Annotated in this window: 25 protein-coding genes and 1 pseudogene; 15 read left to right on the top strand and 11 right to left on the bottom strand. The window is 66.6% G+C overall.

What is annotated here, in order from left to right; translation table 11 throughout:
- The first annotated feature begins 24 nt into the window (after positions 1-24).
- Positions 25-351 carry a pyrimidine/purine nucleoside phosphorylase gene (gene ppnP / locus QFZ47_RS19970; RefSeq protein ID WP_307657277.1) on the top strand — a complete coding sequence of 109 codons (327 nt, stop codon included), beginning with the start codon at positions 25-27 and terminating at the stop codon, positions 349-351.
- Between the two features lie 20 nt (positions 352-371).
- On the top strand, positions 372-1,712 hold the full coding sequence (gene argG / locus QFZ47_RS19965) for an argininosuccinate synthase (RefSeq protein WP_307657276.1): 1,341 nt from the start codon (positions 372-374) through the stop codon (positions 1,710-1,712).
- Positions 1,713-1,783: 71 nt separating this feature from the next.
- Here the strand turns inward: argG and QFZ47_RS19960 are convergent, their stop codons facing one another.
- Positions 1,784-2,623, bottom strand: coding sequence for a glycine-rich domain-containing protein (locus QFZ47_RS19960; protein WP_307657275.1), 840 nt, complete (start codon positions 2,621-2,623; stop codon positions 1,784-1,786).
- Between the two features lie 4 nt (positions 2,624-2,627).
- A pseudogene (gene murB, locus QFZ47_RS19955) lies at positions 2,628-3,681 on the bottom strand (UDP-N-acetylmuramate dehydrogenase).
- Between the two features lie 44 nt (positions 3,682-3,725).
- On the opposite strand from murB, the gene QFZ47_RS19950 reads away from it, so the two are divergent.
- Positions 3,726-4,211, top strand: coding sequence for a YajQ family cyclic di-GMP-binding protein (locus QFZ47_RS19950; protein WP_307657274.1), 486 nt, complete (start codon positions 3,726-3,728; stop codon positions 4,209-4,211).
- A 7-nt stretch (positions 4,212-4,218) separates the two neighbouring features.
- Entirely contained in the window at positions 4,219-4,863 is a 645-nt protein-coding gene (locus QFZ47_RS19945; protein WP_307657273.1) for a retropepsin-like aspartic protease family protein, read from the top strand.
- Positions 4,864-4,871: 8 nt separating this feature from the next.
- On the opposite strand, the gene QFZ47_RS19940 is transcribed toward QFZ47_RS19945, so the two are convergent.
- The 4 genes from QFZ47_RS19940 to QFZ47_RS19925 form a co-directional block, all read right to left on the bottom strand.
- The gene (locus QFZ47_RS19940; protein ID WP_307657272.1) at positions 4,872-5,225 is read right to left on the bottom strand and encodes a RidA family protein; all 354 of its coding nucleotides are present in this window, start codon (positions 5,223-5,225) and stop codon (positions 4,872-4,874) included.
- A 5-nt stretch (positions 5,226-5,230) separates the two neighbouring features.
- On the bottom strand, positions 5,231-5,866 hold the full coding sequence (gene plsY, locus QFZ47_RS19935; RefSeq protein WP_307657271.1) for a glycerol-3-phosphate 1-O-acyltransferase PlsY: 636 nt from the start codon (positions 5,864-5,866) through the stop codon (positions 5,231-5,233).
- A 72-nt stretch (positions 5,867-5,938) separates the two neighbouring features.
- Positions 5,939-6,430, bottom strand: coding sequence for an aminoacyl-tRNA deacylase (locus QFZ47_RS19930; RefSeq protein WP_307657270.1), 492 nt, complete (start codon positions 6,428-6,430; stop codon positions 5,939-5,941).
- A gap of 22 nt (positions 6,431-6,452) precedes the next feature.
- On the bottom strand, positions 6,453-7,514 hold the full coding sequence (locus QFZ47_RS19925) for an aldo/keto reductase (protein WP_307657269.1): 1,062 nt from the start codon (positions 7,512-7,514) through the stop codon (positions 6,453-6,455).
- Between the two features lie 115 nt (positions 7,515-7,629).
- On the opposite strand from QFZ47_RS19925, the gene QFZ47_RS19920 reads away from it, so the two are divergent.
- Positions 7,630-8,559 carry an alpha/beta fold hydrolase gene (locus tag QFZ47_RS19920; RefSeq protein WP_307657268.1) on the top strand — a complete coding sequence of 310 codons (930 nt, stop codon included), beginning with the start codon at positions 7,630-7,632 and terminating at the stop codon, positions 8,557-8,559.
- Between the two features lie 17 nt (positions 8,560-8,576).
- On the opposite strand, the gene QFZ47_RS19915 is transcribed toward QFZ47_RS19920, so the two are convergent.
- Positions 8,577-9,269: an aspartate/glutamate racemase family protein gene (locus QFZ47_RS19915; protein ID WP_307657267.1), complete on the bottom strand. Its 693-nt coding sequence runs from the start codon at positions 9,267-9,269 to the stop codon at positions 8,577-8,579.
- Between the two features lie 246 nt (positions 9,270-9,515).
- Between QFZ47_RS19915 and QFZ47_RS19910 the strand changes: the two genes are divergently transcribed.
- The 6 genes from QFZ47_RS19910 to QFZ47_RS19885 are packed head-to-tail and all read left to right on the top strand — an operon-like array spanning position 9,516 to position 17,153.
- Positions 9,516-11,906 carry a type VI secretion system Vgr family protein gene (locus QFZ47_RS19910; RefSeq protein ID WP_307657266.1) on the top strand — a complete coding sequence of 797 codons (2,391 nt, stop codon included), beginning with the start codon at positions 9,516-9,518 and terminating at the stop codon, positions 11,904-11,906.
- A 14-nt stretch (positions 11,907-11,920) separates the two neighbouring features.
- Positions 11,921-12,388, top strand: coding sequence for a hypothetical protein (locus QFZ47_RS19905; RefSeq protein ID WP_307657265.1), 468 nt, complete (start codon positions 11,921-11,923; stop codon positions 12,386-12,388).
- Entirely contained in the window at positions 12,385-14,991 is a 2,607-nt protein-coding gene (locus QFZ47_RS19900) for a DUF2169 family type VI secretion system accessory protein (protein WP_307657264.1), read from the top strand. Before QFZ47_RS19905 ends, QFZ47_RS19900 begins: the two co-directional genes overlap by 4 nt.
- 7 nt (positions 14,992-14,998) lie before the next feature.
- Complete coding sequence (locus QFZ47_RS19895; RefSeq protein ID WP_307657263.1) at positions 14,999-16,048, top strand: pentapeptide repeat-containing protein; 1,050 nt, start codon at positions 14,999-15,001, stop codon at positions 16,046-16,048.
- Between the two features lie 38 nt (positions 16,049-16,086).
- Positions 16,087-16,731, top strand: coding sequence for a DUF3540 domain-containing protein (locus tag QFZ47_RS19890; protein WP_307657262.1), 645 nt, complete (start codon positions 16,087-16,089; stop codon positions 16,729-16,731).
- A 29-nt stretch (positions 16,732-16,760) separates the two neighbouring features.
- On the top strand, positions 16,761-17,153 hold the full coding sequence (locus QFZ47_RS19885; RefSeq protein ID WP_307657261.1) for a DUF4150 domain-containing protein: 393 nt from the start codon (positions 16,761-16,763) through the stop codon (positions 17,151-17,153).
- Between the two features lie 34 nt (positions 17,154-17,187).
- Here QFZ47_RS19885 and QFZ47_RS19880 read toward each other — a convergent pair whose 3' ends face one another.
- Genes QFZ47_RS19880 through QFZ47_RS19865 form a run of 4 tightly spaced genes read right to left on the bottom strand, consistent with a single transcriptional unit; the run spans position 17,188 to position 19,944 of the window.
- A complete protein-coding gene (locus tag QFZ47_RS19880; protein ID WP_307657260.1) occupies positions 17,188-17,541 on the bottom strand; it encodes a hypothetical protein in 354 nt (117 codons plus the stop codon).
- Positions 17,542-17,563: 22 nt separating this feature from the next.
- Positions 17,564-18,385, bottom strand: a complete 822-nt coding sequence (locus tag QFZ47_RS19875) for a MetQ/NlpA family ABC transporter substrate-binding protein (RefSeq protein WP_307657259.1) — start codon at positions 18,383-18,385, stop codon at positions 17,564-17,566.
- Positions 18,386-18,419: 34 nt separating this feature from the next.
- Positions 18,420-19,082, bottom strand: coding sequence for a methionine ABC transporter permease (locus QFZ47_RS19870; protein WP_307657258.1), 663 nt, complete (start codon positions 19,080-19,082; stop codon positions 18,420-18,422).
- Positions 19,075-19,944 carry a methionine ABC transporter ATP-binding protein gene (locus tag QFZ47_RS19865; protein WP_307657257.1) on the bottom strand — a complete coding sequence of 290 codons (870 nt, stop codon included), beginning with the start codon at positions 19,942-19,944 and terminating at the stop codon, positions 19,075-19,077. Before QFZ47_RS19865 ends, QFZ47_RS19870 begins: the two co-directional genes overlap by 8 nt.
- 237 nt (positions 19,945-20,181) lie before the next feature.
- Between QFZ47_RS19865 and QFZ47_RS19860 the strand changes: the two genes are divergently transcribed.
- The 4 genes from QFZ47_RS19860 to pepN all read left to right on the top strand — a co-directional run bounded on the left by QFZ47_RS19860 (position 20,182) and on the right by pepN (position 25,708).
- The gene (locus QFZ47_RS19860) at positions 20,182-21,003 is read left to right on the top strand and encodes a MetQ/NlpA family ABC transporter substrate-binding protein (protein WP_307657256.1); all 822 of its coding nucleotides are present in this window, start codon (positions 20,182-20,184) and stop codon (positions 21,001-21,003) included.
- Positions 21,004-21,200: 197 nt separating this feature from the next.
- Positions 21,201-22,305 (top strand): peptide chain release factor 2 gene (gene prfB / locus QFZ47_RS19855; RefSeq protein WP_307657255.1). Its coding sequence is split into 2 segments (ribosomal slippage): positions 21,201-21,281 and positions 21,283-22,305, totalling 1,104 coding nucleotides; the frame shifts between segments, so codons are not numbered across the junction.
- A gap of 3 nt (positions 22,306-22,308) precedes the next feature.
- Complete coding sequence (locus QFZ47_RS19850) at positions 22,309-22,998, top strand: HAD family hydrolase (RefSeq protein WP_307657254.1); 690 nt, start codon at positions 22,309-22,311, stop codon at positions 22,996-22,998.
- Positions 22,982-25,708, top strand: a complete 2,727-nt coding sequence (gene pepN, locus QFZ47_RS19845) for an aminopeptidase N (RefSeq protein WP_307657253.1) — start codon at positions 22,982-22,984, stop codon at positions 25,706-25,708. Before QFZ47_RS19850 ends, pepN begins: the two co-directional genes overlap by 17 nt.
- Positions 25,709-25,721 lie beyond the last annotated feature (13 nt).

Below are 25,721 nucleotides of genomic sequence, written 5' to 3'. Positions count from 1 at the left end.
TCGCGCATGCGCCGGCGCCATCCAATGACGACGACTACCGACACTCTCAACAGCGCTGCAGTGGCGACCAAGGCCAATGTGTATTTCGACGGCAAGTGCGTGAGCCACAGCCTCACGCTGGCCGACGGCACCAGGAAATCGGTCGGCGTGATCCTTCCGGCCACCCTGACCTTCAACACCGGCGCGCCCGAAATCATGGAAGGCACGGCCGGCAGCTGCGAATACCAGTTGGCGGGAACCACCGAATGGATCGCCTCGGGCGCCGGACAGAAGTTCAGCGTGCCAGGCAATTCGAGCTTCCAGATCCGGGTCACTGGCGAGCCCTACAGCTACATCTGCCATTTCGGCTGAACCGCGAACCGGACACCCACATGTCGACCATTCTCCAAAACGTTCCCGCCGGCCAAAAGGTCGGCATCGCCTTTTCGGGCGGCCTGGACACCAGCGCGGCACTGCACTGGATGAAGCTGAAGGGCGCGATTCCCTACGCCTACACCGCCAATCTCGGCCAGCCCGACGAGCCCGACTACGACGAGATTCCGCGCAAGGCGATGCTCTATGGCGCCGAGAACGCCCGCCTGATCGACTGCCGCGCGCAGCTCGCCAACGAAGGCATCGCCGCGCTGCAGGCCGGCGCCTTCCATGTCACGACCGCGGGCGTCACCTACTTCAACACCACGCCGCTCGGCCGCGCGGTGACCGGCACCATGCTGGTGTCGGCCATGAAGGAAGACGACGTCCACATCTGGGGCGACGGCAGCACCTACAAGGGCAACGACATCGAGCGCTTCTACCGCTACGGCCTGCTCACCAACCCCAACCTGAAGATCTACAAGCCCTGGCTCGACCAGCTGTTCATCGACGAGCTCGGCGGCCGGGCCGAGATGTCGGCATTCATGACCAAGGCCGGCTTCGGCTACAAGATGTCGGCCGAGAAGGCCTACAGCACCGACTCCAACATGCTCGGCGCCACGCACGAGGCCAAGGACCTGGAGAACCTCGACAGCGGCATGCAGATCGTGCAGCCGATCATGGGCGTGGCGTTCTGGAAGGACGAAGTCGAGGTGAAGCGCGAAACCGTCAGCGTGCGCTTCGAGGAAGGCCGCCCGGTCGCCCTGAACGGCGTCGAGCACGCGAACCTCGTCGACCTGATCCTGGAAGCCAACCGCATCGGCGGCCGCCACGGCCTGGGCATGAGCGACCAGATCGAGAACCGCATCATCGAGGCCAAGAGCCGCGGCATCTACGAAGCCCCCGGCCTCGCGCTGCTGTTCATCGCCTACGAGCGCCTGGTGACCGGCATCCACAACGAGGACACGATCGAGCAGTACCGCGACCACGGCCGCAAGCTCGGCCGCCTGCTCTACCAGGGCCGCTGGTTCGACCCGCAGGCCATCATGCTGCGCGAGACGGCACAGCGCTGGGTGGCGCGCGCCATCACCGGCGAAGTGACCATCGAGCTGCGCCGCGGCAACGACTACTCGATTCTCAACACCGTCTCGCCGAACCTCACGTACAAGCCCGAGCGCCTGAGCATGGAAAAGGTCGAGGGCGCGTTCACGCCGCTGGACCGCATCGGCCAGCTCACGATGCGCAACCTCGACATCGTCGACACGCGCGAGAAGCTGGCGATCTACACCCGTACCGGGCTGCTGTCGCCGGGCCAGGGCACCTCGGTGCCGCGGCTCTCGAACGACGACGAGAGCAAGTAAGCCGACGCGCTTTCCAATGACGAACGGGCCCTGAGGGCCCGTTTTCATTGGTGCGTTGTACGCGTTGTCGGTCAGTCGCCGCCGCCGCCTCCGCACCCCCCACCGCAGCCGCCGCCGTCGCCGCCGGAGGAGTCCCCTCCTCCGCTGCCGCCATCACCGCCGCCGCTCGATTCGCTGCCGCCGAAGCCGCCGGCATCGCCCGCGCCGCCGCCATCCGACGACGACTCGCCGAAGCTGCTGCCGCAGTGGGCATCCGAACCGGCATGCCGATCGACAGCCTTGCAGTCGGGCACGTAGTCGAAGCCGCCCGGAACGCCGAATTTGACGTCGAGCGCAAACAAGAGCGGCAGGCGCGCCGGCGTGCGCGGATCGATGCTTTCTTCCTTGCAGGCCCAATACCAGCTGCGGCGCAGGCCGTCGTTGCGCTTCGGGTCCTTGCCCAGCACCTCGGCCGGGCTGTGGTGCAGCATGCCGCCGAAGGCCGCCTTGCACCAGTTCTGGTAGCCCTGCGTGTGCAGGATGAATTCGTGCCAGGCCGTGTCGACCACCTTCGACGGCATGGCGACGAACTTGCGGCCGCTGCGCAGATGCGCCATGAAGAACTGCCGCAGCCCGCGCAGCACCAGCTCGGCATCGCGCCGGCTGAGCCCGGGGTGCGCCGCGCGCAGCTTGCCGACCAGGAAGGGCGGCATGCGTGCCTCGCGGATGAACTGGCGGCGCAGGCTGGTTTCCATGAAGCCCAGCGCGGCCGCCAGCGCCCAGGCGGCCAGGATCAGCGGCACCAGCGCCAGCCAGCCGTGGCGGAAGGCGAAGAACACCGAGACCAACGCTCCCGCCACCACCGCCCGGCGGGCCCACACCAGCGCCGCGATGCGCCGCCGATAGTTCAGGTGGAGAAAGTCGAGATCCACCGCGTCAGACGACCACCGGCTCCGGCTCCAGCCGAATGCCGAAGCGCTCGTACACGCTGGTCTGGATGGCCTTGGCAAGTGTCATGACTTCGCCGCCCGTGACCGGGTTCTCCGTGCCGCCGCGGTTCACCAGCACCAGCGCCTGCCTTTCGTAGACGCCGGCATTGCCGACCGACTTGCCCTTCCAGCCGCAGGCGTCGATGAGCCAGCCGGCCGCGAGCTTGATGCTGCCGTCGTCCATCGGGTAGTGCACGATCTTGGGGTCGCGCGCAATGATGTCGGCGCACTGCTCGGGCGTGACCGTGGGGTTCTTGAAGAAGCTGCCGGCATTGCCGAGCACGCGCCAGTCGGGCAGCTTGGCGCGGCGAATGGCGCAGACCCAGTCGAACACGTCGGAGGCGCTGGGCGTGAAGTTGCCGGTTTCCCCCATCTTGCGTTCGAGATCGAGATAGCCCACCACGGCTTTCCAGGGCTTGGGCAGGCGAAAGCGAACGCGGGTGATCAGCGCCCGGCCCGACAGGCCGAAATCGTTCGGCCCGCTGCGCACATGCTTGAACACCGAGTCGCGGTAGCCGAAGGCGCACTGCGCGGCGTCCAGCGTAAAGCTGCGCCCGGTGTCCAGGTCGATGGCGTCGAGCGAATCGAAGCGGTCCTGCAGCTCGACGCCGTAGGCACCGATGTTCTGCACCGGCGCCCCGCCCACCGTGCCCGGAATGAGCGCCAGGTTCTCGAGCCCCGGATAGCCGCGCGCGAGCATCCATTGCACCGCGTCGTGCCAGATTTCGCCTGCGCCGGCCTCCACGATCCAGGCGCGCGGGGTTTCCTCGACCAGCCGCAGCCCCTTGATCTCGACCTTCAGCACCAGCGGCTTGACGTCGCCGGTGAGCACGATGTTGCTGCCGCCGCCCAGCACGAAGCGGGGCGCGTCGCGCCAGCGGGGGGTCGGCCCGCAGCTCGGCCACGTCCGACTCGCTGGCGATGCGCACCAGGTTCTGCGCGCGCGCGACGATGCCGAAGCTGTTGTACGGCTGCAGCGGGACGTTGTTCTCCACGATCATGGGAGAATTGTCGCATCCAGCACCCCGTGAATTCAGGAGAGCCCATGCCGTCGTTCGATACCGTCTGCGAACCGAATCTGCCCGAAGTGAAGAATGCGGTCGAAAACACCGCCAAGGAAATCGCAACGCGCTTCGATTTCAAGGGCACGGCCGCCGCCGTCGAGCTCAAGGACAAGGAAATCACCATGATCGGCGACGCCGAGTTCCAGCTGGTGCAGGTCGAGGACATTCTTCGCGCCAAGCTCACCAAGCGCAGCGTCGACGTGCGCTTCCTCGACAAGAGCGACGTGCAGAAGATCGGCGGCGACAAGGTCAAGCAGGTCATCAAGGTGAAGAGCGGCATCGAGAGCGAGCAGGCCAAGAAGATCACCCGCATCATCAAGGACAGCAAGCTCAAGGTGCAGGCCGCCATCCAGGGCGACGCGGTGCGCATCACCGGCGCCAAGCGCGACGACCTGCAGGCCGCCATGGCACTCATCAAGAAAGACGTGCCCGACATGCCGCTGTCGTTCAACAACTTCCGCGACTGACCCGCGAATGAAATCCCTCCTGGTCGCGGCGCAGCTGCTGGCTGCCGCTGCAGGGGCGCATGCGGCCAGCTCCGTGATGCTGACCGGCACCATCGGCAGCCGCGCGATCCTGATCGTGAACGGCGCGCCGCCCAAGACGGTGGCGGTCGGCGAGACTTTCCAGGGCGTGAAGCTGGTGTCGCTGCAGGCCGAGCAGGCGGTGGTCGAGCTCGAGGGCAAGCGCGTCAACCTGCGCATGGACACGCCGGTCAGCATTGGCGGCGGCGGCGGTTCGGGCGCCGGCGGCAGCCGCATCGTGCTGCCGGCCGACAGCCGCGGCCATTTCATGACGCAGGGCGCCATCAACGGCCGCCCCGTCACCTTCATGCTCGACACCGGTGCCACGTCGATCGCCCTGTCGGCCGACGACGCCCAGCGCATCGGCCTGGACTACAGCAAGGCGCAGCGCGTCCAGATGAACACCGCCAACGGCGTGTCCACCGGCTACAGGCTGCGGCTGCAATCGGTGCGCGTGGGCGATGTCGAGGTGTACGACATCGACGCCATCGTCTCGCCGCAGCCCATGCCCTTCGTTCTGCTGGGCAACAGCTTCATCAACCGCTTCTCGATGCGCCGCGACGCGGACCAGATGGTCCTGGAAAAACGCTATTGACGTCCGCGTCAGGCCTGTGCGGCCGTGACCACGATCTCGATCTTGTAGGCCGCATTGGCCATCTTGGCCTGCACCGTTGCGCGCGGCGGGGTGTTGCCGGCGGGAATCCATGCGTCCCACACCTCGTTCATGGCCGTGATGTCGGTGATGTCGGCCAGGAAGATCTGCGTCATGAGGATGCGCGACTTGTCGCTGCCGGCCTCGGCCAGCAGGCGGTCGACCATGGCCAGCACCTGCGTGGTCTGGCCGCGGATGTCCTGCGTGGTGTCGTCGGGCACCTGGCCCGCAAGGTAGATGGTGCCGTTGTGCACGGCTGTCTCCGACAGGCGCGGACCGACGTGGAAGCGGGTGATGGAAGCCATGATGTTCAAGCCTTTTTCTTCGAGCCGAGTTTCGACTCCGTGCCGGCCGCGAGCCGGCGGATGTTTTCGCGGTGCCGCCAGACCAGCAGCAGACTCATGATGATGACCGCAATCAGCACCGTGCGGTCGAGCGGCCACGCAATGTTGCCGCCCAGCAGGTAATAGGCCGGCGCAAAGAAAGCCGCCGCCAGCGACGACAGCGACGAATAGCGGAAGAACACCGCGATGATCAGCCAGGTGGCGCCGGTGGCCAGCCCCAGCCAGGGCGCAACGCCCACCAGCACGCCCGCTGCCGTGGCCACGCCCTTGCCGCCCTGAAAGCCGAAGAACACGGGGTAAAGGTGGCCCAGGAAGGCCGCCAGGCCCGCCAGCGCGGCCACGCCCTCGCCCAGGCCCCACTGCGCGCCGAAATGGCGGATCAGGAACACCGGCAGCCAGCCCTTGAGCGCATCGAGCAGCAGCGTGGCCAGCGCCGCGCCCTTGTTGCCCGAGCGCAGCACGTTGGTGGCGCCGGGGTTCCCGCTGCCATAGCTGCGCGGGTCGGCCATGCCGAGCGACTTGCTCACGATGACCGCGAAGGACAGCGAGCCGATCAGGTACGAGGCCACGATGGCGATGAGGGACGGCAGGTGAAAGCTCAAGACGGCGCTCCGCGGGGGATGGTTGTTCTTTTATTCGGCGACGCCGGCCCGGGCCGGGCTGCGTCGCGCCGGCTATTCTGCCAGCGCGCACTGCACGGGCCTGGCGCCCAGCAGGCCGACGCACATCTGCGGATCGATGCCCACCAAGTAGCCGCGCCGCCCGCCGTTGATCGCGATCCTCGGCAGTTCGAGGATGGTCGACTCGATGTAGACCGGCATCTGGCGCCGCGTGCCGAAGGGCGAAGTGCCGCCCACCATGTAGCCGCTGTGGCGCTGCGCGACCTCGGGCTTGCAGGGCTCGACCGACTTGGCGCCGATCTGCCGCGCCAGGTTCTTGGTCGACACGGTGCGGTTGCCATGCATCAGCACGATCAGCGGTTTGGCGTCCTGGTCCTGCATCACCAGCGTTTTCACCACCGTGAACGGGTCGAAGCCCAGCACGGCGGCGCTGTGCTGGGCGCCGCCATGCTCCAGGTACTCGTACGGATGCTCGGTGAAGGCGACCTTGTTCTCGCGCAGCAGTTGCGTGGCGGGCGTTTCTGAAACGTGCGCCTTCTTGCTCACTGCTGCACCCTTGGCGCTGCGCTCACGTCGCGGGATCCCGGATTTCCCAGCGGATCTTGTCGATCTCGGCCAGCACCTCGGGCGAGAGCGTGGTGCCCCAGGCATCGATGTTTTCATCGAGCTGCGCCACCGTCGTCACGCCGATGATGGTGCTCGCCACCTGCCACTTGGTGTAGCAGAAGGCCAGCGCGAGCTGAACGGGCGTCAGGCCGTTGTCGCGCGCGAGCTGGTTGTAGCGGCGTGCCGCCCTGAGTGCATCGGGCCGGCCCCAGCGCTGCTTGCGCACCGATTCGTAGCTCGAGATGCGCGCACCTTTCGGTGCATCCGGGCCCTCGATGCCGCCCTTGTCGTACTTGCCGGTCAAGAGGCCGAAGGCCAGCGGCGAGTACGCCAGCAGCGACACGCCGAGCCGGTGCATCGTCTCGTCGAGCCCGTTCTCGTGCCCCCGGCTCACCAGGCTGTAGACGTTCTGCACCGAGGCCACGCGCGGCAGGCCGTGCTGCTCGGCCAGCCGCACGAACTCATGCACGCCGTAGGGCGTTTCGTTCGACAGGCCGATCTCGCGCACCTTGCCGGCCTTGACCAGCCCGCCGAGCGCTTCGAGCTGCTCGCGGATCGGGGTCTGCGAACTTTCCCTGGACGGGTCGTAGTAGATGTTGCCGAAGGCCGGCACATGGCGCTCGGGCCAGTGGATCTGGTACAGGTCGATGACGTCGGTCTTCAGCCGCTTCAGGCTGGCATTGCACGACGCCACGATGTCGGCCGCCGTCATGCCCGCGCCTTCGCGCACCCAGGGCGTGCCGCGCACCGGGCCGGCCACCTTGGTGGCAAGCGTGATCTTCTGGCGCGTGCCGGGGTTGGCCGCGAACCAGTTGCCGATGATGGTTTCGGTGACGCTGTAGGTTTCCTGGCGCGTGGGCACCGAGTACATCTCGGCCGTGTCGATGAAATCGACGCCGCGCTCGAGCGAGCGGCTCAGGATGGCATGGGACGTGGGCTCGTCCACCTGTTCGCCGAAGGTCATGGTGCCCAGGCAGATCGGGGTAACGTGCAGGTCGCTCTGGCCGAGTTGGATTTTTTTCATGCGCGGGATGCTACCGCCCTCCCCTGCAATGCGCTGGCCACGAGCCGAAAACCCGAGCGGGCGCTGTCCTGTGCCGGACTGCGCCGCGGCGCCGGGCTCCTTATCATCGACGCCCATGTACCAAGCCCTCCGTCCCTCGCGCAGCGAATTCGTGCCCGTGCGCAACCTCCGCTACCACGTGCGCCTCTGGGGCGAGCCCTCGCCCCACAAGCCGCCATTGGTGCTGCTGCATGGCTGGATGGACGTGGCGGCGTCCTGGCAGTTCGTGGTCGATGCGATGGCCGAGGAGCGCTTCATCGTCGCGCCCGACTGGCGCGGCTTCGGCCTCACCGACGGCGGCGGAGCCGACAACTACTGGCTGCCCGACTACCTGGCCGATCTCGAATGGCTGCTCGACCACTACGCGGGCGAAGGCGATGCGCAGCGCCCGGTCGACCTGGTCGGCCACAGCATGGGCGGTAACGTCGCCATGCATTACGCGGGCACCAGGCCCGGGCGCATCCGCCGCCTCGTCAACCTCGAAGGCTTCGGCATGCCGGCGCGCAAGCCCGAGGAAGCGCCTGCGCGCTACGGCCAGTGGATCGACGAACTGAAGAGCCTGCACCGTGGCGAGAAGGCGCTCGCCGGCTACTCGGCGGTGGACGGCGTGGCCCGCCGCCTCATGAAGACCAATCCGCGCCTCACGCCCGACAAGGCCGGCTGGCTTGCCGGCCATTGGTCGGCGCTCCAGACGCAGGCCGACGGCAGCGAGCGCTGGCAGATCCTCGGCGACGCCGCGCACAAGATCATCAATGCGAACATCTTCCGGGTCGACGAAACGCTCGCGCTCTATGCGCGGATCTCGGCGCCCACGCTGATGGTCGAGGCTGCCGACGACAGCCTGCACGGCTGGTGGAAGAACCGCTTCACGCTCGAAGAATTCCACGAACGATTGAAGTCCGTGCCTTCGGTGCGCATCGAGCAGTTGGCCGACGCCGGCCACATGCTGCACCACGACCAGCCGCAGCGCGTGGCCGAGCTGATCGAGCAGTTCCTGGCCGGCTGAAGCGGCAGGCAGGCGCCTCAGGCCACCGCGCGCCGCAGCGCCGCGCGCGCCAGCAGCCGCGTGGAGTCGAGCGTGGGCAGCGGCGAATTCACGTCGTTCATGATCAGCGGAATCTCGGTGCAGCCAAGCACGACCGCATCGCAGCCGTCGTCGTCCTTCATGCGCTGTATGACGCGCCGGAACGCCAGAACCGCGTCGGGCGTGAACACACCGCGGACCAGCTCGTCCATGATGATGCGGTTGATCTCCTCGCGCTCCAGGGCGGTGGGCCGGACGTATTCGAGGCCCCTGGCCGAGAGCTTCTCCGGATAGACCTCGCTGTCGACCAGCCAGCGCGTGCCGGTGATGGCGAGGCGCCGGAAACCGCGCCGCGCGGCCTCGTCGGCCACGCACTGCGCAATATGCAGCCACGGCAGCGGCGAGCGCGCCTCGATGAAGGGCAGCGCCTGGTGGATCGTGTTGTCGGGACAGACCAGAAAGTCGGCGCCGATCTTCGCGAGCTTGCTCGCCGAGGCAAGCATCACCTCGCCCACGGCATGCCAGTCGTTGCGATAGATGTGCGCCATGTAGTCCGCGAGCGACGGCGTGTGCATGGCCACTTCGGGATGGGCATGCGGGCCGAGCAGCCCGGCTCCTTCCACGCAGATGGTCTGGTAGCAGAGCGCCGCGCCTTCGGCGGAACACCCGACGATTCCGATGTGCTGGGTCATCCGCGCATCCTACAAGCGGCGTCGCCGAAGCCGCAACACGGCCGAGGCCCGGCGCACGCTGGCCTGCTACTTGCAAAGAAGCGGACATGCCAATGCAAAGGGCCCAACGATGAAGCAGCTCTGGCCCCATGCGGGTTCACCGGCGAACAAGCGGTTCAAACATAAGTTCGCAATCACAGCCTCGGCCACAATGCGGTGGTCGATGCTGGTGCAGGGAGTGCGCTCTTGAACAAGAGAGACTTTCGCATGGCCCGGGTCGTACGCGCACACACGCCGCTGGGCGAAGACCAGCTCATGTTCCGTTCGATGCACGGAACCGAAGGACTGTCGCAGCTGTTCGAGTTCGAAGTCGAGCTGCTCAGCCCCAGCGTGTCGATCGACATGAAAGCCGTGCTGGGCAAGCCGCTGGCGCTCGAAATACAGACCGCGGGCGCGCCGCGCTTCCTGAACGGCCAGATCGTCCGCTTCACGATGATCGGCAAGGAGGGCGGCACCTCGCGCTACGTGGTCTACCGCGCCACGGTGCGGCCGTGGCTCTGGTATCTGACGCGCACCAGCGACTGCAAGATATTCCAGAACAAGTCGGTGGTCGACATTCTCGAAGAAGTGTTTGCGGACTACGGCTTTGCCTTCGAGAAGAAACTCGCCGCCAGCTACCGGCAGTGGGAGTACTGCGTTCAATACCAGGAAACCGATTTCGCCTTCGTGAGCCGCCTCATGGAGCACGAAGGCATCTACTACTACTTCAGGCACGACAAGGACCAGCACACGCTGGTGCTGGCCGACGACATCGGCGCGCACGAGACCCTGCCCGGCTACGCGAAGATCAGCTATCTGGCCACCGACCGCGGCGCCGACCCGTGGCAGGAAGTGATCGACCAGTGGCAGGTCACCGAGGAGATCCGCCCCGGTACCTACGTGGTGGATGACTTCGATTTCAAGAAGCCCCGCGCCGACCTGATGAACGTGCGCAGCCAGCCGCGCAGCAACGACCACGGCCAGTACGAAATGTACGAATGGCTCGGCGGCTTCAGCGAGGCGGAACAGGGCGAGCACTACTCGCGCATCCGCCTCGAGGAAGCGCAGGCCCAGGCCGAACGCGACATCGGCCACACCAACGTGCGCGGCATGGCGCCCGGCTACCGCTTCACCATGCAGAACTGCCCGCGACAGGAAGACAACCGCGAATACCTCGTGGTGTCGGTGTCGTATGCACTGCGCGAAGGCGGCTATGCCAGCGGCGGCGCCGAAGGCCACTACAGCTTCGACTTTGCCGTGCAGCCCACCACCCACGTCTTCCGCGCGCCGCGCGTCACGCCGCTGCCGCGCGCCAACGGGCCGCAAACGGCCACCGTGGTCGGCAAGGCGGGCCAGGAGTTCTGGGTCGACCGGTACGGCCGCGTGAAGGTGCAGTTCCGCTGGGACCGCTACGGCAAGAGCGACGAGAACAGCTCCTGCTGGGTGCGCGTCTCCAGCGCCTGGGCCGGTTCCAACTACGGCGCCGTCAATCATCCGCGCAAGGGACAGGAAGTGGTGGTCGACTTCATCGGCGGCCACCCCGACCGGCCGATCATCATCGGCCGGGTCTACAACGCCGACCAGATGCCCCCGCTCGAACTGCCGGCGCAGGTGACGGTGAGCGGCTTCGTGAGCCGCAGCCAGGACGGCTCGCCGGCCAACGCCAACGAATTCATCCTGGACGACGCGCCGGGCTGCGAGCTGGTGCGCATCCATGCCGAGAAGAATTTCGAGATCGACGTCGAGAACGACTTCGACATTCACATCGAGGGCAACGAAACCGAAACGGTCGAGGGCAACCGCACCACCCACATCCAGGGCACCGACACCCTCACCGTCGACAAGACGCGCGACACCACCATCAAGAAGAAGGACACGGCCGAGTACCGCAACGGTTCCAAGCTCACCGTGTCGGGCGCGCTCACCGAGCATTTCTTCGACAACCGCATCGAGACCACCACCAAACTCGGCTCGAAGGAAACCGTGCTCACGGGCGATTCGGAAGTCATCGTCAATGCCGGCCTGCGCCACGAAACCTTCGACAAGGGGCTGCTCGTCGACGTCAAGCTCGGCATGGACGAAGAGGTGCACACCGGCGATTCGATCCTCAAGACACTGGCGGGCAACCGGCAGGAAAGCTACCAGACCGGCTGGCAGAGAACCATCGTGGGCGGCGGCGGTTCCGACACCATCACGGGCGGGCTCACGGAAACCATCAAGACCGGCGACCACATTTCCACCGTGTCCGACGGCAACTACTCGGGCAAGGCCAAGGCCGTGACCATCGAGGCCACGGCCGGCGACGTCAACGTCAAGGCCAGCGGCGACTTCACCTTCGAGGGCAACAAGGTCAAGCACGTGAACCGCGTGCTGCTGTGGGACTGGTCGCCCACGGCCATCACGGCCTTCGGTGCCTCCAGCGCCACTTATGGCGTCAACAACAGCAATTCGCTCTTCACATTCACATCCAACGTCAAGAAGATGGACGCCACGGCGCAGATCCTGAACATGTACGCGCACCAGGCCAATTTTGGACAGGTGAGCTTCTCGAACGTGGTGGCCTCGGCGCATAGCGGGGGCTTCTGGGGCGCACTCAAGGGCTTCGTGCTGTTCGGCTGAATGCACCACCCTGCATGGCGACTTCCAGCTTTTCGGTCTGGTGGATTCTTGTTCCGGTGCTCGCATGGACCGCGTTCACGCTGGGCGTCACGCTGCTGCGCGAATACCGCAGGCACCAGCTGCAGTCGTCACGCGCGCAACGCGCCGCCGAGCTGCTCGAACGCGGCGAGCCCGCCGTGGCCGAGGTGATCGCGCTCGCCGACACCGGACAGCGCCGCTCCGCGAGCGGGACCGTCTGGGCCGTGGCAAGGCTCGAGCTTCGGGTGCGGCCCGCCGGTGCAGCCGAGCCCTTCGACGTGGAGCAGACCACCTCGATTGCCGTTGCCGACCTGCCCGGCCACGCCCCCGGCAAGACCATTGCCGTACGCTTCGATCCCGCAAGCCGCGAGCTGGCCGTCGAGCGCCGCGCCGGCTCGCCCGCCTACTACGGCGCCGATGTGTCCCGGCCGCGTGCGGCCGCCAGCGAAACAGCCGGCGCATGAAAACCGTCAAGCCGCTGCGGCTCGGCATCCTCACGCGACCCTACCGCTGGCAGGGCGCCGATCACCTGGGCGTTTCCGTCATGGCGCTGGCCAGCATGGACGCCGAACCCCGCCTCATGGCCGACCAGGAACTGTGGCAGACCGTGGGCGAGGAGATCGGCAGCTCGGGCGTGTTCGACATGGGCATTCCCAAACGCGCACCGGAAGTTCTGGCGAGCGGCTACGGCTACACCCGCCATCAACAGGACAAGACCGCGTGCGCGGTGCGCATCCGCGTTGCCGACATCGAGAAGTCGTTGTTCGTGTCCGGCGACCGCTACTGGCTCGATGGACGGCTCACGGCGCCCCAGCCCTTCGAGCAGATGCGCCTGGACTGGGCCCATGCCTACGGCGGCCCCGGCGTGCCCGAAAACCCCGCGGGCATCGGCGCGTTCGACGAACTGGTGAACGGAGTTCACACACGCCGCGCGCCCAACGTGGAAGCCGTTGGCGCACGCGTGAGGTCGCGCGGTCAGGCCGTGCGCCCCGCCAGCTTCGGCGCCGTGCCGGTGGAGAGCCCGCAGCGCATGGCCCTGATGGGCAGCAGGTACGGCCAGGACTGGCTGCAGCACCAGTTCCCCGGTTTCGCCGAGGACATGGACTGGCGCTTCTTCAACGCCGCCCCCGCCGACCAGCAATGGCCCGGCCGCCAGGAACTGCCGCCCGGCGCGGCCTACGAGATTCTCAACATGCACCCCGAACAGCCGGTGCTCAGCGGACACCTGCCCGACTGGCTCGCGCGCTGCTTCGTGAGCCTCGACAAGCAGGGTCGCGATCTGCGGGAAATTGCGCTGCGGCTCACCACCGCCTGGTTCTTTCCGCACCGCGAACGCGTGGCGCTGGTCTGGCACGGAACGCTGCCGGTGCGCGAGGACGACGCGTCCGACGTCCGGCACATCATGCCGGCGCTCGAACTCCGGCACGAACCCCGGACGCTTGCGCACTACCAGTCGGTGCTGCTGCAGCGGCTCGACCCGGCGCGCGGCGCCCTGCTGGCGTTTCGCGACAGCGACCTCGCCCCCAAGGCCATCCTCGGGCGCTGGAGCGCCATCGACATGCCCGACCCGATGGCGCGGCCGCTGCTTCGCAACCTGCGCGCCGGCCAGCAGCGCGACCACGAAAACCGCCGCGCCGAACTGCTGGCGCTGGATGTCGATCCCGAGAAGTACCTGCCAGCGCCCCCGCCCCCGGCCGAGCCGCTGGCATTCGACGACGTGCCGAAATATTTCGAGCGCATGCAGGAAGACATGATGAAGACCCGGCAAGAACTGCAGGCGCATGCCGAACGGATGCACAGGGAGCAGGAAGAAGAAATCGACCCGGCCTTGCGGCAGCAAAGCCGCAGCCAGCCGCAGCGCTTCGACCCGGACGAGTTGCTGCTTCGACTCGAGGAGCTCGCGGCGCTGGCTCCACAGAGCCCGGCCAACGCCGCAGCTGCGCCTGCTGCGCTCATTGCCGCCAACGCGAAGGAGCGCATGAGCGCGCAGATCGAGCTCGGCTATCTCTATGGAGCGCACCTGTTCGACGCCGCTGCGCCGATGCCCTCCTACCGCTCCGCCAAGATCCGGCGCCGCCTGGCCAAGGCCGCGCCAGGCGAACGCAATTTCGCGGGCATGCGCCTGATCGGCGCCGATCTGTCGGGCATGGATCTGCGCGGAGCCGACTTCTCGGGCGCCTCCCTCGAAGACGCCAACCTCGATGCGGCCCTGCTCGACGATGCCAATTTCAACGGTGCGGTGCTGGCGCGCGCCCGGCTCTCGCGCACGTCGCTGATGAACGCCACGTTCAGGAACGCCAATCTCGGCGGCGCGCAATGCGAGTTCGCCAACTTCGCCGGCGCCGACCTGGGCGGCGCCCTTTGCGAGAAGACGCGCTTCAAGTCCTGCAACATGGCCAACACCCAGTTCGACCAGACGCGGCTCACCGAAGCCGAACTCAGCCAATGCGACTTTCGCGGCTCCGACTGGCAGCAGGTCTTCCTGATGAAACTGCGCATGGACGGCATGGCTTTCGACGGCGCCTCGTTCAACCAGGTGGTGTGGCTCGAATGCACGTTGCAGGACGTGCGCTTTGTCAACGCCACGCTGGTGCGCTGCGGATTCGTCACCACCGATTGCAGCGAGGCGGTCGATTTCTCCGATGCCCGCATCGACGGCAGCAGCTTCGCGCATGGGAGCTCGCTGGCCGGCGCCGTGTTCCGCCGCGCCGCGCTCAAGCAATGCGGCTTTCGCACCACGCCGCTCGCTGGTGCCGATCTTGGCGAGGCACGGCTGGACAACTGCGATTTCTCGGAGTGCGACCTGCGCGGCGCCAGGCTCGAGCGCATGGCGGCGGGCGAAAGCCTTTTCGTGCGCGCCGACCTCAGGGGCGCGTCGCTGCGCGGCGCCAACCTCATCGACGCCAATTTCTCCAAGGCCGACTTCACGCAGGCCGACCTGAGCGGCGCCAACTTGTTCCGCACCGACGTGTCGCAGAGCCTGATCGACGGCACCACCCATCTACTGGGCGCCTACACGCAGCAGACGAAGATCTGGCCGGCGCGGCGCGCTGAAGCGCCCGAATGACCCCGGAATGACGCGCGATGACTTCGTCGACAGGATCCGCCACGGCATACAGATCGGCAGCGCCGATTGCAGGGGGTGGGACTTGAGCGGCCTCGACCTCTCGGGCGCACTGCTGGACGACGTCGATTTCAGCGGCGCCAGTTTTGCGCAGGCCAATCTCGAAGGCAGCGCGCTGTCGCACTGCAACCTGTCGGGCTGCGAGTTTTCCGGCGGCAACCTGAAGGAACTGCAGTTCTTTCGCTGCCGCATGAACGGCGCGCGCTTCGATGCGGCCACGCTCGAAGGCGCAGCCTTCGTCGAGTGCCAGGCGCTGCAGGCAAGCTTTCGCGAAGCCCGGCTGGACCTGGCCAACTTCTTCCGCTGCGAGCTGACCGGAAGCTTTCTGCAGTCGCGGCACTTCGAACGGGCGAGCTTCCTGGAATCGCAGCTCGACCGGGTCGACTTCGGCGGCGCCGCGCTGAACTTCGTCACCTTTCACCGCCTCGACCTGAGGACGTCGGTCTTTGCCAAGGCGCAGTGCCTGAGCGTCATGTTCCTGGAATGCGACCTGCGCGGGCAAGGCTTCGCGGGCCTGTCGCTGCGCCTGTGCCAGTTCACCGACAGCCGGCTCGACGATGCCGATTTCAGCGGCGCCACGCTCACGCAGGGCAACTTCAAGGGGGCATCGCTGCAGCGCGCGAATTTCTCGCAAGCGGATGCCTGCCAGGCGCTGTTCCCGGAAGCCGACCTCACGGACGCGAACTGCGGCGGCGGGCGCTTCGACCAGTCGATCTGGGTGGAAGCCGTGCTGGAACGCACCGATTTCAACCACGCCCGCCTGCCGCTGTGCGTCTTTCACCGTGCACGCTGCGCCGGGGCCAACTTGCGCGGCGCCGACCTGCAGGACGCGGATCTTTCATACGCCGACCTGAACGGCGCCGACCTGGGCGGCGCCCATTTCCTGCGCACCCGTTTTCATCGCGCGCTGCAGCAAGGCGCCCGCTTCACCAGCCGCAGCGGAATCATCGACAGCGAGCCGGAGCTCTTCAAGGCCCAGGCATGGTCCGACGCGCATTGAAGGCCGACCAACAAATCAACAGCACGAAGGGAATCCCGATGAATGTCGTTCCACTCCGCCCCGCTGCCGCCGCGTCCGCAGCCGCACCGGTTCATTTCATGGGCCGCCTCGTTGCGGCGCTGCCCGATTCGCGACTCTTCGAAGTCGAGGACGAGGACGGCGCTGCCTGGCGCTGCCGGCGCGCCGCCAGCTGCCTGCTCAAGCCCGAGGTGGGAGACACCGTGCTGCTCTGCGGCCCCGACAGCCACAAGGTCTATTTGATTGCCGTGCTCGAACAGGCCGACGCCACGCTCAGCCGCATCGATGCGCCCGGCGCGGTCTCGATCGAAAGCCCCGGCGATGTGCGCCTTCAGAGCGGCGGCCAGCTGCTGATGAAGGCCGCGCAATGGAACCTGCAAGCCGCCGGCGCCCATTGCCGCGTCGACGACATGCGCTACACCGGCCAGGCGCTCGACGCCACCGTCGGCCGCCTGCGGCTGGTCGGTCGGGTCTTCGAATCGGTGGCCGACCGCATCGTGCAGATGGCGCGCAGCGCACTGCGCGTGGTGGACGAAACCGAACAGGTGCGCGTGGGCCACCTGGACTGCGAGGCCACCGGAACCACGCGGCTGCATGCCAGGCACACCGTGCTCACGGCCAGCGAGCTCGTCAAGGTCGACGGCGCGCAGATTCACATGGGCTGATGCGCGGCCCGCTTCAAGGAGAACCACCGATGTTTGCCAACTGCCAGCTGATGGGAATGGACCTGGCTTTCCCGGATGTCTGCAAGACGCCGCCCGCGGCCATGGCGCCCATTCCGTACCCGAACATGGCGTTCGGTCCCACGGCGGTGCCCAACGCATGGAACATCCTCTTCATGGGCATGCCCGCGCACAACATGGCCACCACCACGCCCATCACGCTGGGCGACACCACTGGTGCCGGCGGCGGCATTGTCTCGCAGACTTTCATGAGCCAGTCGCGGCACCTGACCGGCGCGTTCACGGTGCTCATCAAAGGCACGCCGGCCACGCGCATGACCAGCCTGAGCACGCAGAACCGCAACAACATGGTCGGCATGCGCATCGTGCCGAGCCAGTGCAAGGTGATGATTCTTTCGCCCTGAGGCCGCCGGGCACGGCCCCGGATCGGCCGCCTCTTCACTCTTCGTCGGCGTCGTTGCCCGTCAGTGACAGCACTTCCTCGACGAAGGCTTCGAAGAGCGGCAGCGCGGCGGGCAAGCCATCGAGAGCCATCGCCTCGCCGGCGTCGAAGAAATGCGGCTTGTCGGCTGGAATGCCGACCCACTCGCCTCCTTCGAACAGCAACCCCAGGTAGCCGTCCGCCGTGGGCAGGTAGAACAGCCCCGCCGCCTTGAGCGCGCGCTGCCCCTTCTTCGCCTTGCCGCGCCCCCAGCTCACGCCCTGCTGCGCCAGGTGCTCGGTGATCCAGCCGTCGCACACGTGCGTGTCGCGCCAGCTTCCTTCCGCATCGAAAACGGCGAGCACGGGCATGGAGGGATTCCTCGGTTGAAAGTTACTGCAGGAAGCTGGGCTTGGCATAGCCCTGGAACTTGGTGTCCACCACCGTCTTGAATTCCTTCGAATGGTAGGCCTCGACGATGTCCCTGGCCCAGGCGGTGTTCTTGTCGGCACTCTTCACGGCCACCACGTTCAGGTAGTAGTCGGGCGTCTTCTCGAGCACCACGGCTTCATTGAGCTTCAGGCCCGACGAGATCGCGAAGTTGCCGTTGACGATGGCGTATTCGGTGTCGCCCAGCGAGCGCGGCAGCTGCGCGGCCTCGAGCGGAATGAACTTGAGCTTCTTCGGGTTCTCGGCCACGTCCTTTTCGGACGCGCGGATCGGGTCCACGCCGGGCTTGATGGTGATCAGCTTGTTCTGCTCCAGCAGCACCAATGCGCGGGCCTGGTTGCTGGGGTCGTTCGGCAGCGTGACGCGGTCGCCCTCCTTCACCTCGGCCAGCGTCTTGCGCTTGGTGGAGTACACGCCCAGCGGCGCGATCGGGCCCTGCACCAACTCGGTGAGGTCGAGCTTCTGGTCGGCCGAGAACTTCTTCAGGTAGACCTGATGCTGGAAGAAGTTGGCATCGAGAGACCCTTGCGCGAGCGCGAGGTTGGGCTGCACGTAGTCGTTGAACTCGACCAGCTTCACCTTGTAGCCCTTCTTCTCGAGGATGGGCACGATGCCGGCCTTGAGCTGGTCGATGTTGGAGCCGGCGGTGCCGCCGATCACGAGGTTCTTCTTGGCTTCCTGGGCCTCTGCCAGCGAAAGGCCGCCGAACGACAGGGCAACCAGGGACAGGGCGAGGACGGAGCGGCGCAGCAGTGCGGTTTTCATGAAATGAGCTGGGAAAGAGGAAAAAAGAAAAGAATCAACGCTTGTCCAGCCTGCGCGCCGCGGTGTTGCCCACGAACTGCAGGATCTGTACCAGCACCACGAGCAGCGCCACCGTGAGTACCATCACGTCGGTCTGGAAGCGGTAGTAGCCGTAGCGGATGGCGAGGTCGCCGATGCCGCCGCCGCCCACCACGCCGGCAATCGCCGAATAGGAGAGAAAGCTCACCGCCAGCACCGTGAGCGCGAGCACCAGGCCCGAGCGCGCCTCGACCACCAGCACGCGCCAGACGATCTGCAGCTCGGAGGCGCCCATGGCATGCGCCGCCTCGATCACGCCGCGCGGCACTTCGCGCAGGCACTGGTCGACCAGCCGCGCAAAGTAGGGAATGGCCGCGAACGACAGCGGCACCGCGGCCGCCAGCGGCCCGATGGAAGTGCCCGCGATCACCCGCGTGAACGGCACCAGCGCCACCAGCAGGATGATGAAAGGAAACGAGCGCACGGTGTTGACGATCCAGTTCAGCACCAGGAACGCCGGCTTGTTCTCCAGCGACTGGCCGGGACCCAACAGGAACAGCAGGATGCCCAGCGGCCCGCCGATCAGCACCGCGGCCGAAAGGCCGATGGCCAGCATCAGGAAGGTCTGGCCCGTGGCGGTCCAGAGCTCGGGAAGGATGGGGGCGATGTTCTCAAACATAGGCCACCTCCTGCGGATTGCGCCGCAGCGACGAAGGACGCGGCTCGATCGGTTCGCGCGCCTCGCGCTCGCGCCGGCGCACCAGCGCGTCGATCTCGCGGCCCAGCGCGGTCTGGCGCTCCTCGCTCGGCGCATCGACCGCGAACTGCTCCACCAGCCGGCCCTTCTCCAGGATGGCCACGTGGCGGCACAGCACCTCGACCACCGACAGTTCGTGCGTGACGATCACGATGGTCACGCCGATCTTCTGGTTGATGTCGCGCAGCGTCTCGAGCAGCGCGCGCGTGGTTTCGGTGTCGAGCGCCGAGGTGGGCTCGTCGCACAGCAGCACCTGCGGGCGCGGCGCCAGCGCGCGCGCAATGGCCACGCGCTGCTTCTGGCCGCCCGAGAGCTGGGCCGGGTAGGTGTCGATCTTCTCGGCCAGGCCCACCAGGGCCAGGCACTCGCGCACGCGGGCATCGATCTCGGCGCGGGAATGGCGGCCGTGGATCTTCAGCGGAAAGGCCACGTTGTCGAACACCGTGGCGTTCTGCAGCAGGTTGAACTGCTGGAAGATCATGCCGATGTTCTGGCGCGTGTCGCGCAGCTCGCGGCGCGAGAGCGTGGTGAGGTCGCGCCCGCCGACAAAGACCTGGCCCGCATCGGGCCGCTCCAGCAGGTTGATGAGGCGCAGCAGGGTCGACTTGCCGGCGCCGCTCTTGCCGATCAGGCCGAACACGTCGCCCTGGTGGATGTCGAGCGAGAGCGACTGCACGGCGTCGAACACCTCGCCGCTGGGCAAGGCGAAGGACTTCTGCACCGATTGAAGGCGGATGACCGGCTCCGCGTTGCCGCGGGCCGCATCGGGCGATGGGTGGGTCATGGAAAAGATGCGCGGCCCGCGTGAAAGCGCGGTCGCGGGAGTTCGCAAAAGGGCCCGAGTATGAAAACAAAGGCGGCAAAAGGGAACGAACAAATCGGCGCTTGCTTATGCATGAAAACGCATAAGCCTTTCGAAACGCTTGCAGCGAACGCCATATCGATATGCGTATTGGTTCGTTCCCAAACGCGGGTGGCAATGCCACATTCGCGCCTTCATTTTTTGATTTCGCGCAACAACATGCACACCACTTTCCGCCGCCGCACGCTCGCCCTTGCAACGCTCGCCACGCTGGCCGCCGCCCTTTTCGCCGGCGGCGCCGCGCTCGCGCAAGACAAGAACACGCTCAAGGTCGGCGTCTCCGTCGGCAACGGGGAGCAGATCTTCGAGGTGGTCAAGAAGGTGGCCGCCAGGGACGGCCTGAACATCCAGGTCGTGGTGTTCAACGACTACCAGTTGCCCAACGCGGCGCTGGCCTCGGGCGACCTCGACGCCAACGCGTTCCAGCACCAGCCCTTCCTCGACAACCAGAACAAGGCGCGCGGCTTCGACATCGTGCCCGTGGGCCTGACCATCACCGCGCCGCTGGGCTTCTACTCGCGCAAGATCAAGGCCATCGACCAGCTGCCTGATGGTGCCTCGGTCGGTATCCAGAATGATCCGTCGAACGGCAACCGCGCGCTGCTCTTGCTGCAGACGGCCGGCCTGATCACGCTGAAACCTGAGGCGGTGAAGAACAACACGGCCACGCCGCTGGACGTGGTGAGCAACCCGAAGAAGCTCAAGCTGGTGGCGCTCGACGCCGCCCAGCTGCCGCGCTCGCTCGACGACCTGGCCATTGCCGCCATCAACAACGACTACGCCGAGAAGGCGGGCCTCTCGCTCGACAGGGACGCCGTGATCAAGGAGGCCCCGAAGAGCCCGTACGCCAACCTGATCGCCGTGCGCCGCGCGGACAAGGACAAGCCCTGGGCGAAGCGGCTGGTGGCGGCTTATCAGTCGCCCGAGGTGAAGAGCTTCATCGAGACGCAGTTCAAGGGTTCGCTGGTTCCCGCCTTCTGACTTTCTCCCTCCCCTCCCGGGGGAGGGGAGGGGTGGGGGCACGCCGGCGCCAAAAAGACAAGCCGCGCCGAATGCGGGGGCAGCCCCCATCCCAGCCTTCCCCCAAAGGGGGAAGGAGCAATACAGGGGCTCTGCAGGGCGGGTTACCGGAGCGTGAGAAAATGCCCGGTTTCCCCCGAACACAGTCAGGACACCCCATGGACGCAGAACAAATCAACCAAATCGGCGCAATGCTCGCGGACCTGAGCGTCCGTACGGTCGATTTACGGAGGTATCTTTGACTACGATGCCAAAGCCGAACGTCTGAGGACGGTCAACGCATCGCTCGAAGATCCCAACGTCTGGAACGACCCCAAGAAGGCCCAGGAACTGGGCCGCGAGAAGAAATCGCTCGACGACGTGGTCGTCACGCTCGACCGCCTCACCAACGGGCTGTCGGACAACACCGAGCTCTTCGAAATGTCGAAGGCCGACGGCGACATGGACGGCCTGCAGTCCATCGCCGATGACGCCGCCACGCTCGAAGCCGACATCAAGCAGCTCGAATTCCGCCGGATGTTCAACAACCCGGCCGATCCGCTCAACGCCTTCGTCGACATCCAGGCCGGCGCCGGCGGCACCGAGGCCTGCGACTGGGCCAGCATGCTGCTGCGCCAGTACCTGAAGTACGCCGAGCGCAAGGGCTTCAAGACGCAGATCGAAGACGAAACCCCGGGCGACACCGCGGGCATCAAGGGCGCGACCATCAAGGTGGAAGGCGACTACGCCTTCGGCCTGCTGCGCACCGAGACCGGCGTGCACCGCCTGGTGCGCAAGTCGCCTTTCGACTCGTCGGGCGGGCGCCACACCAGCTTTGCGAGCATCTTCGTGTACCCGGAAATCGACGACTCGATCGAGATCGACATCAACCCCTCCGACGTGCGCACCGACACCTTCCGCGCCAGCGGCGCGGGCGGCCAGCACATCAACAAGACCGACTCGGCCGTGCGCCTGACGCACATCCCGACCGGCATCGTGGTGCAGTGCCAGGACGGCCGCAGCCAGCACAGCAACCGCGACGTGGCGTGGAAGCGCCTGCGCTCGCGCCTGTACGACCACGAGATGCGCAAGCGCCAGGAAGAACAGCAGAAGCTCGAGGACAGCAAGACCGACGTGGGCTGGGGCCACCAGATCCGCAGCTACGTGCTGGACAACAGCCGCATCAAGGACCTGCGCACCAACGTCGAAGTCTCGGCCACGCAGAAGGTGCTCGACGGCGACCTCGATGTGTTCATCGAAGCCTCTCTCAAGCAGGGCGTGTAAGCGATGAGCCTGCCCCACGACAAGGTCGAAGCCCTGATCTTCGACATGGACGGCACCATGATCGACTCCATGCCCTGGCATGCGCGCTCGTGGGTGGAATTTGCGGAACGCCACGGCCTGAAGCTCGACGTGAGCGACATTCTTGCGCGCACCACGGGCCGCACCGGCACCGAGTGCATGCGCGAGCTGTTCGAGCGCGAGCTTTCCGACGAAGAGTGCTTGGGCCTGGTGCACGAGAAGGAAGAGATCTACCGCGCCCTCTTCCACGACAACTTCGCCGAAGTGGCCGGCTTCACCGCCTTTGCCAGGGCCGCCGTCGCACGCGGCCTGAAGGTGGCCGTGGGCACCGCCGGCGACCGGCACAACATCGAGTTTGCGATGTCGCGCCTGAAGATGGACCCGCTGCCGCTGGCCATCGTCGGCGGCGACGAAGGCTTTGCCGGCAAGCCCACGCCCGAGATCTTTCTGGAAGCCGCACGCCGCATCGGCGTGGCGCCCGAGCGCTGCATCGTCTTTGAAGATGCCCCCTTCGGCATCGAGGCCGCGCGCCGCGGCGGCATGCGCGCCGTGGCCGTGTGCAGCACCCATTCCGCCGCCGAGCTTGCCGGCCCCCATGTGATTGCCGCGGTTCGCGACTACGACGAACTCGCCCATTCGAATTTTCTGGAGACACTCGATGCTGCTGCAGCGTGACGCCCAAGGGCAACCGATTGCCATTCGCCGCGAAGACTATGCCGCTCCGGCATTCTGGATCGACACCGTCGACCTCACCTTCGACCTCGACCCCGCCAAGACCCGCGTGCTCAACCGCATGCAGCTGCGCCGCAACCCCGACGCGCCGGCGCAGCCCCTGCGCCTGGACGGCGACGAGCTGAACCTGGCGCGCGTGCTGGTCAACGGCCAGGGCGCCTCCTTCCGCATGGAAGGCGACCAGCTCGTGCTGGACGGTCTGCCGTCCGCCGAAGAAGGGGCCTTCGAGCTCGAGATCTTCACCACCTGCTGCCCCATCAAGAACACCAAGCTGATGGGCCTGTTCGTGAGCGAAGACACCTTCTTCACGCAGTGCGAGGCCGAGGGCTTCCGCCGCATCACCTATTTTCTCGACCGTCCGGACGTGATGGCGATGTACACCGTCACGCTGCGCGCCGCCAAGGCCGCCTACCCGGTGCTGCTGTCGAACGGCAACCTCGTCGAGCAGGGCGAGCTGCCCGAAGGCCGCCACTTTGCCAAGTGGGTCGACCCCTTCAGGAAGCCCTGCTACCTGTTCGCGCTGGTGGCCGGCAAGCTGGTGGCGCGCGAGCAGCGCATCACCGCGCGCAGCGGCAAGGAACACCTGCTGCAGGTGTACGTGCGCGCCGGCGACCTCGACAAGACCGAGCATGCGATGAACTCGCTGGTCAACTCCGTGCTGTGGGACGAAGCCCGCTTCGGCCTGCCGCTGGACCTGGACCGCTTCATGATCGTGGCCACCAGCGACTTCAACATGGGCGCGATGGAAAACAAGGGCCTGAACATCTTCAACACGAAGTACGTTCTGGCCAACCAGGCCACCGCCACCGACGCCGACTACAGCAACATCGAAAGCGTGGTCGGCCACGAGTACTTCCACAACTGGACCGGCGACCGCGTCACCTGCCGCGACTGGTTCCAGCTCTCGCTGAAGGAAGGCCTCACCGTCTTCCGCGACCAAGAGTTCAGCCAGGACCTGTGCGCCGACGCCTCGGCCCGCGCCGTGAAGCGCATCGAGGACGTGCGCGTGCTGCGTACCGCCCAGTTCCCCGAAGACGCCGGCCCCATGGCCCACCCGGTGCGGCCCGACAGCTACATCGAGATCAGCAACTTCTACACCGTCACCATCTACGAAAAGGGTGCCGAGGTGGTCCGCATGATGCAGACGCTGGTCGGCCGCAAGGGCTTCGAGAAGGGCATCACGCTCTACTTCGAACGCCATGACGGCCAGGCCGTGACCTGCGACGATTTCGCCCAGGCCATTGCCGACGCCAACCCCGATTCGGAACTGGCCCGCCTGCTGCCCCAGTTCAAGCGCTGGTACAGCCAGGCCGGCACGCCCCGCCTGGCCGCGCACGGCGTGTACGACACGCAGAACCGCAGCTACACCTTGAGCATCGTTCAAAGCTGCCTGCCCACGCCGGGCCAGCCGGCCAAGGAACCCTTCGTCATTCCGGTGAACATCGGCCTGCTCGATGCCAGCGGACGCGAACTGCCGCTGCAGCTCGAAGGCGAAAGTGAAGTGACTCGCGGCGCGCCAGGCACGCCCTGCACGCGCACCGTGGTGCTCTCGCGCGCCGGCGAGCAGATCACCTTCGTGGGCCTCGACGCCGAGCCCGTGCCGTCCATCCTGCGCGGCTTCAGCGCGCCGGTGATCCTCGACTTCGAATACACCGACGCCCAGCTGCTCACCCTCCTGGCCAACGATCCCGACCCGTTCAACCGCTGGGAAGCCGGCCAGCGCCTGGGCCTGCGCGCCGCGCTGCAGGGCATTGCCGCCCTGGCCACCGACACCACCCCGGTGCTGAACGACGCCTACATCGACGCCATGCGCAGCGTGCTGCGCAACCCCAAGCTCGATGCCGCCTTCAAGGAACTGGTGCTCACGCTGCCTTCGGAAACCTACATTTCCGAGCAGCTCGACGTGGTCGACCCGCAGCGCGTGCACCTCGTGCGCGAAGCCATGCGCGCCCAGCTGGCCATCGCCCTCTTTGCCGACTGGCAACAGGTCTACGAAGAAAACCACGACACCGGCGCCTACACGCCCGACCCGACCTCGTCGGGCCGCCGCGCGCTGGCCGGCATGGCGCTCAACTTCCTGTGCCTGGCGGCGCGCTCATCGGGCGACACCGTGTGGCCCGGCAAGACGCTGCAGCGCTTCAAGGATGCCGGCAACATGACCGACCGCTTCAACGCGCTCAATGCGCTGGTGTCGTCGGGCCACACGCTGGCAGCGCAGGCGCTCGCGCGCTTTCACGCCATCTTCAAGGACGAGGCGCTGGTCATCGACAAGTGGTTCTCGCTGCAGGCTGGCGCACCCGACCGCGGCGGCGACATCCTGCCGCTGGTCAGGCAGCTGATGAAGCACCCGGACTTCTCCATCAAGAACCCCAACCGCGCGCGCAGCGTGATCTTCAGCTATTGCAGCGCCAACCCCGGCGCGTTCCACCGCCCCGACGCGGCCGGCTACGTGTTCTGGTGCGAGCGCGTCATAGAGCTGGACGCCATCAACCCCCAGGTGGCCGCCCGCCTTGCCCGCGCGCTCGACCGCTGGAGCAAGCTGGCCGAGCCCTACCGCAGCGCCGCGCGCGAAGCGATCGCCCGCGTGGCCGCCAAGCCTGACCTGAGCAAGGACACCCACGAAGTGGTGACCCGCGCCCTGGCCGGTAACTAAACAGCAAGGAACA

Origin of the sequence: Variovorax paradoxus, assembly GCF_030815975.1 — a bacterium.
In the GTDB taxonomy this organism is placed as follows: domain Bacteria; phylum Pseudomonadota; class Gammaproteobacteria; order Burkholderiales; family Burkholderiaceae_C; genus Variovorax; species Variovorax paradoxus_N.
Note: the sequence above shows the minus strand (reverse complement) of the source record. Positions and strands in the feature narration are given on the sequence as shown.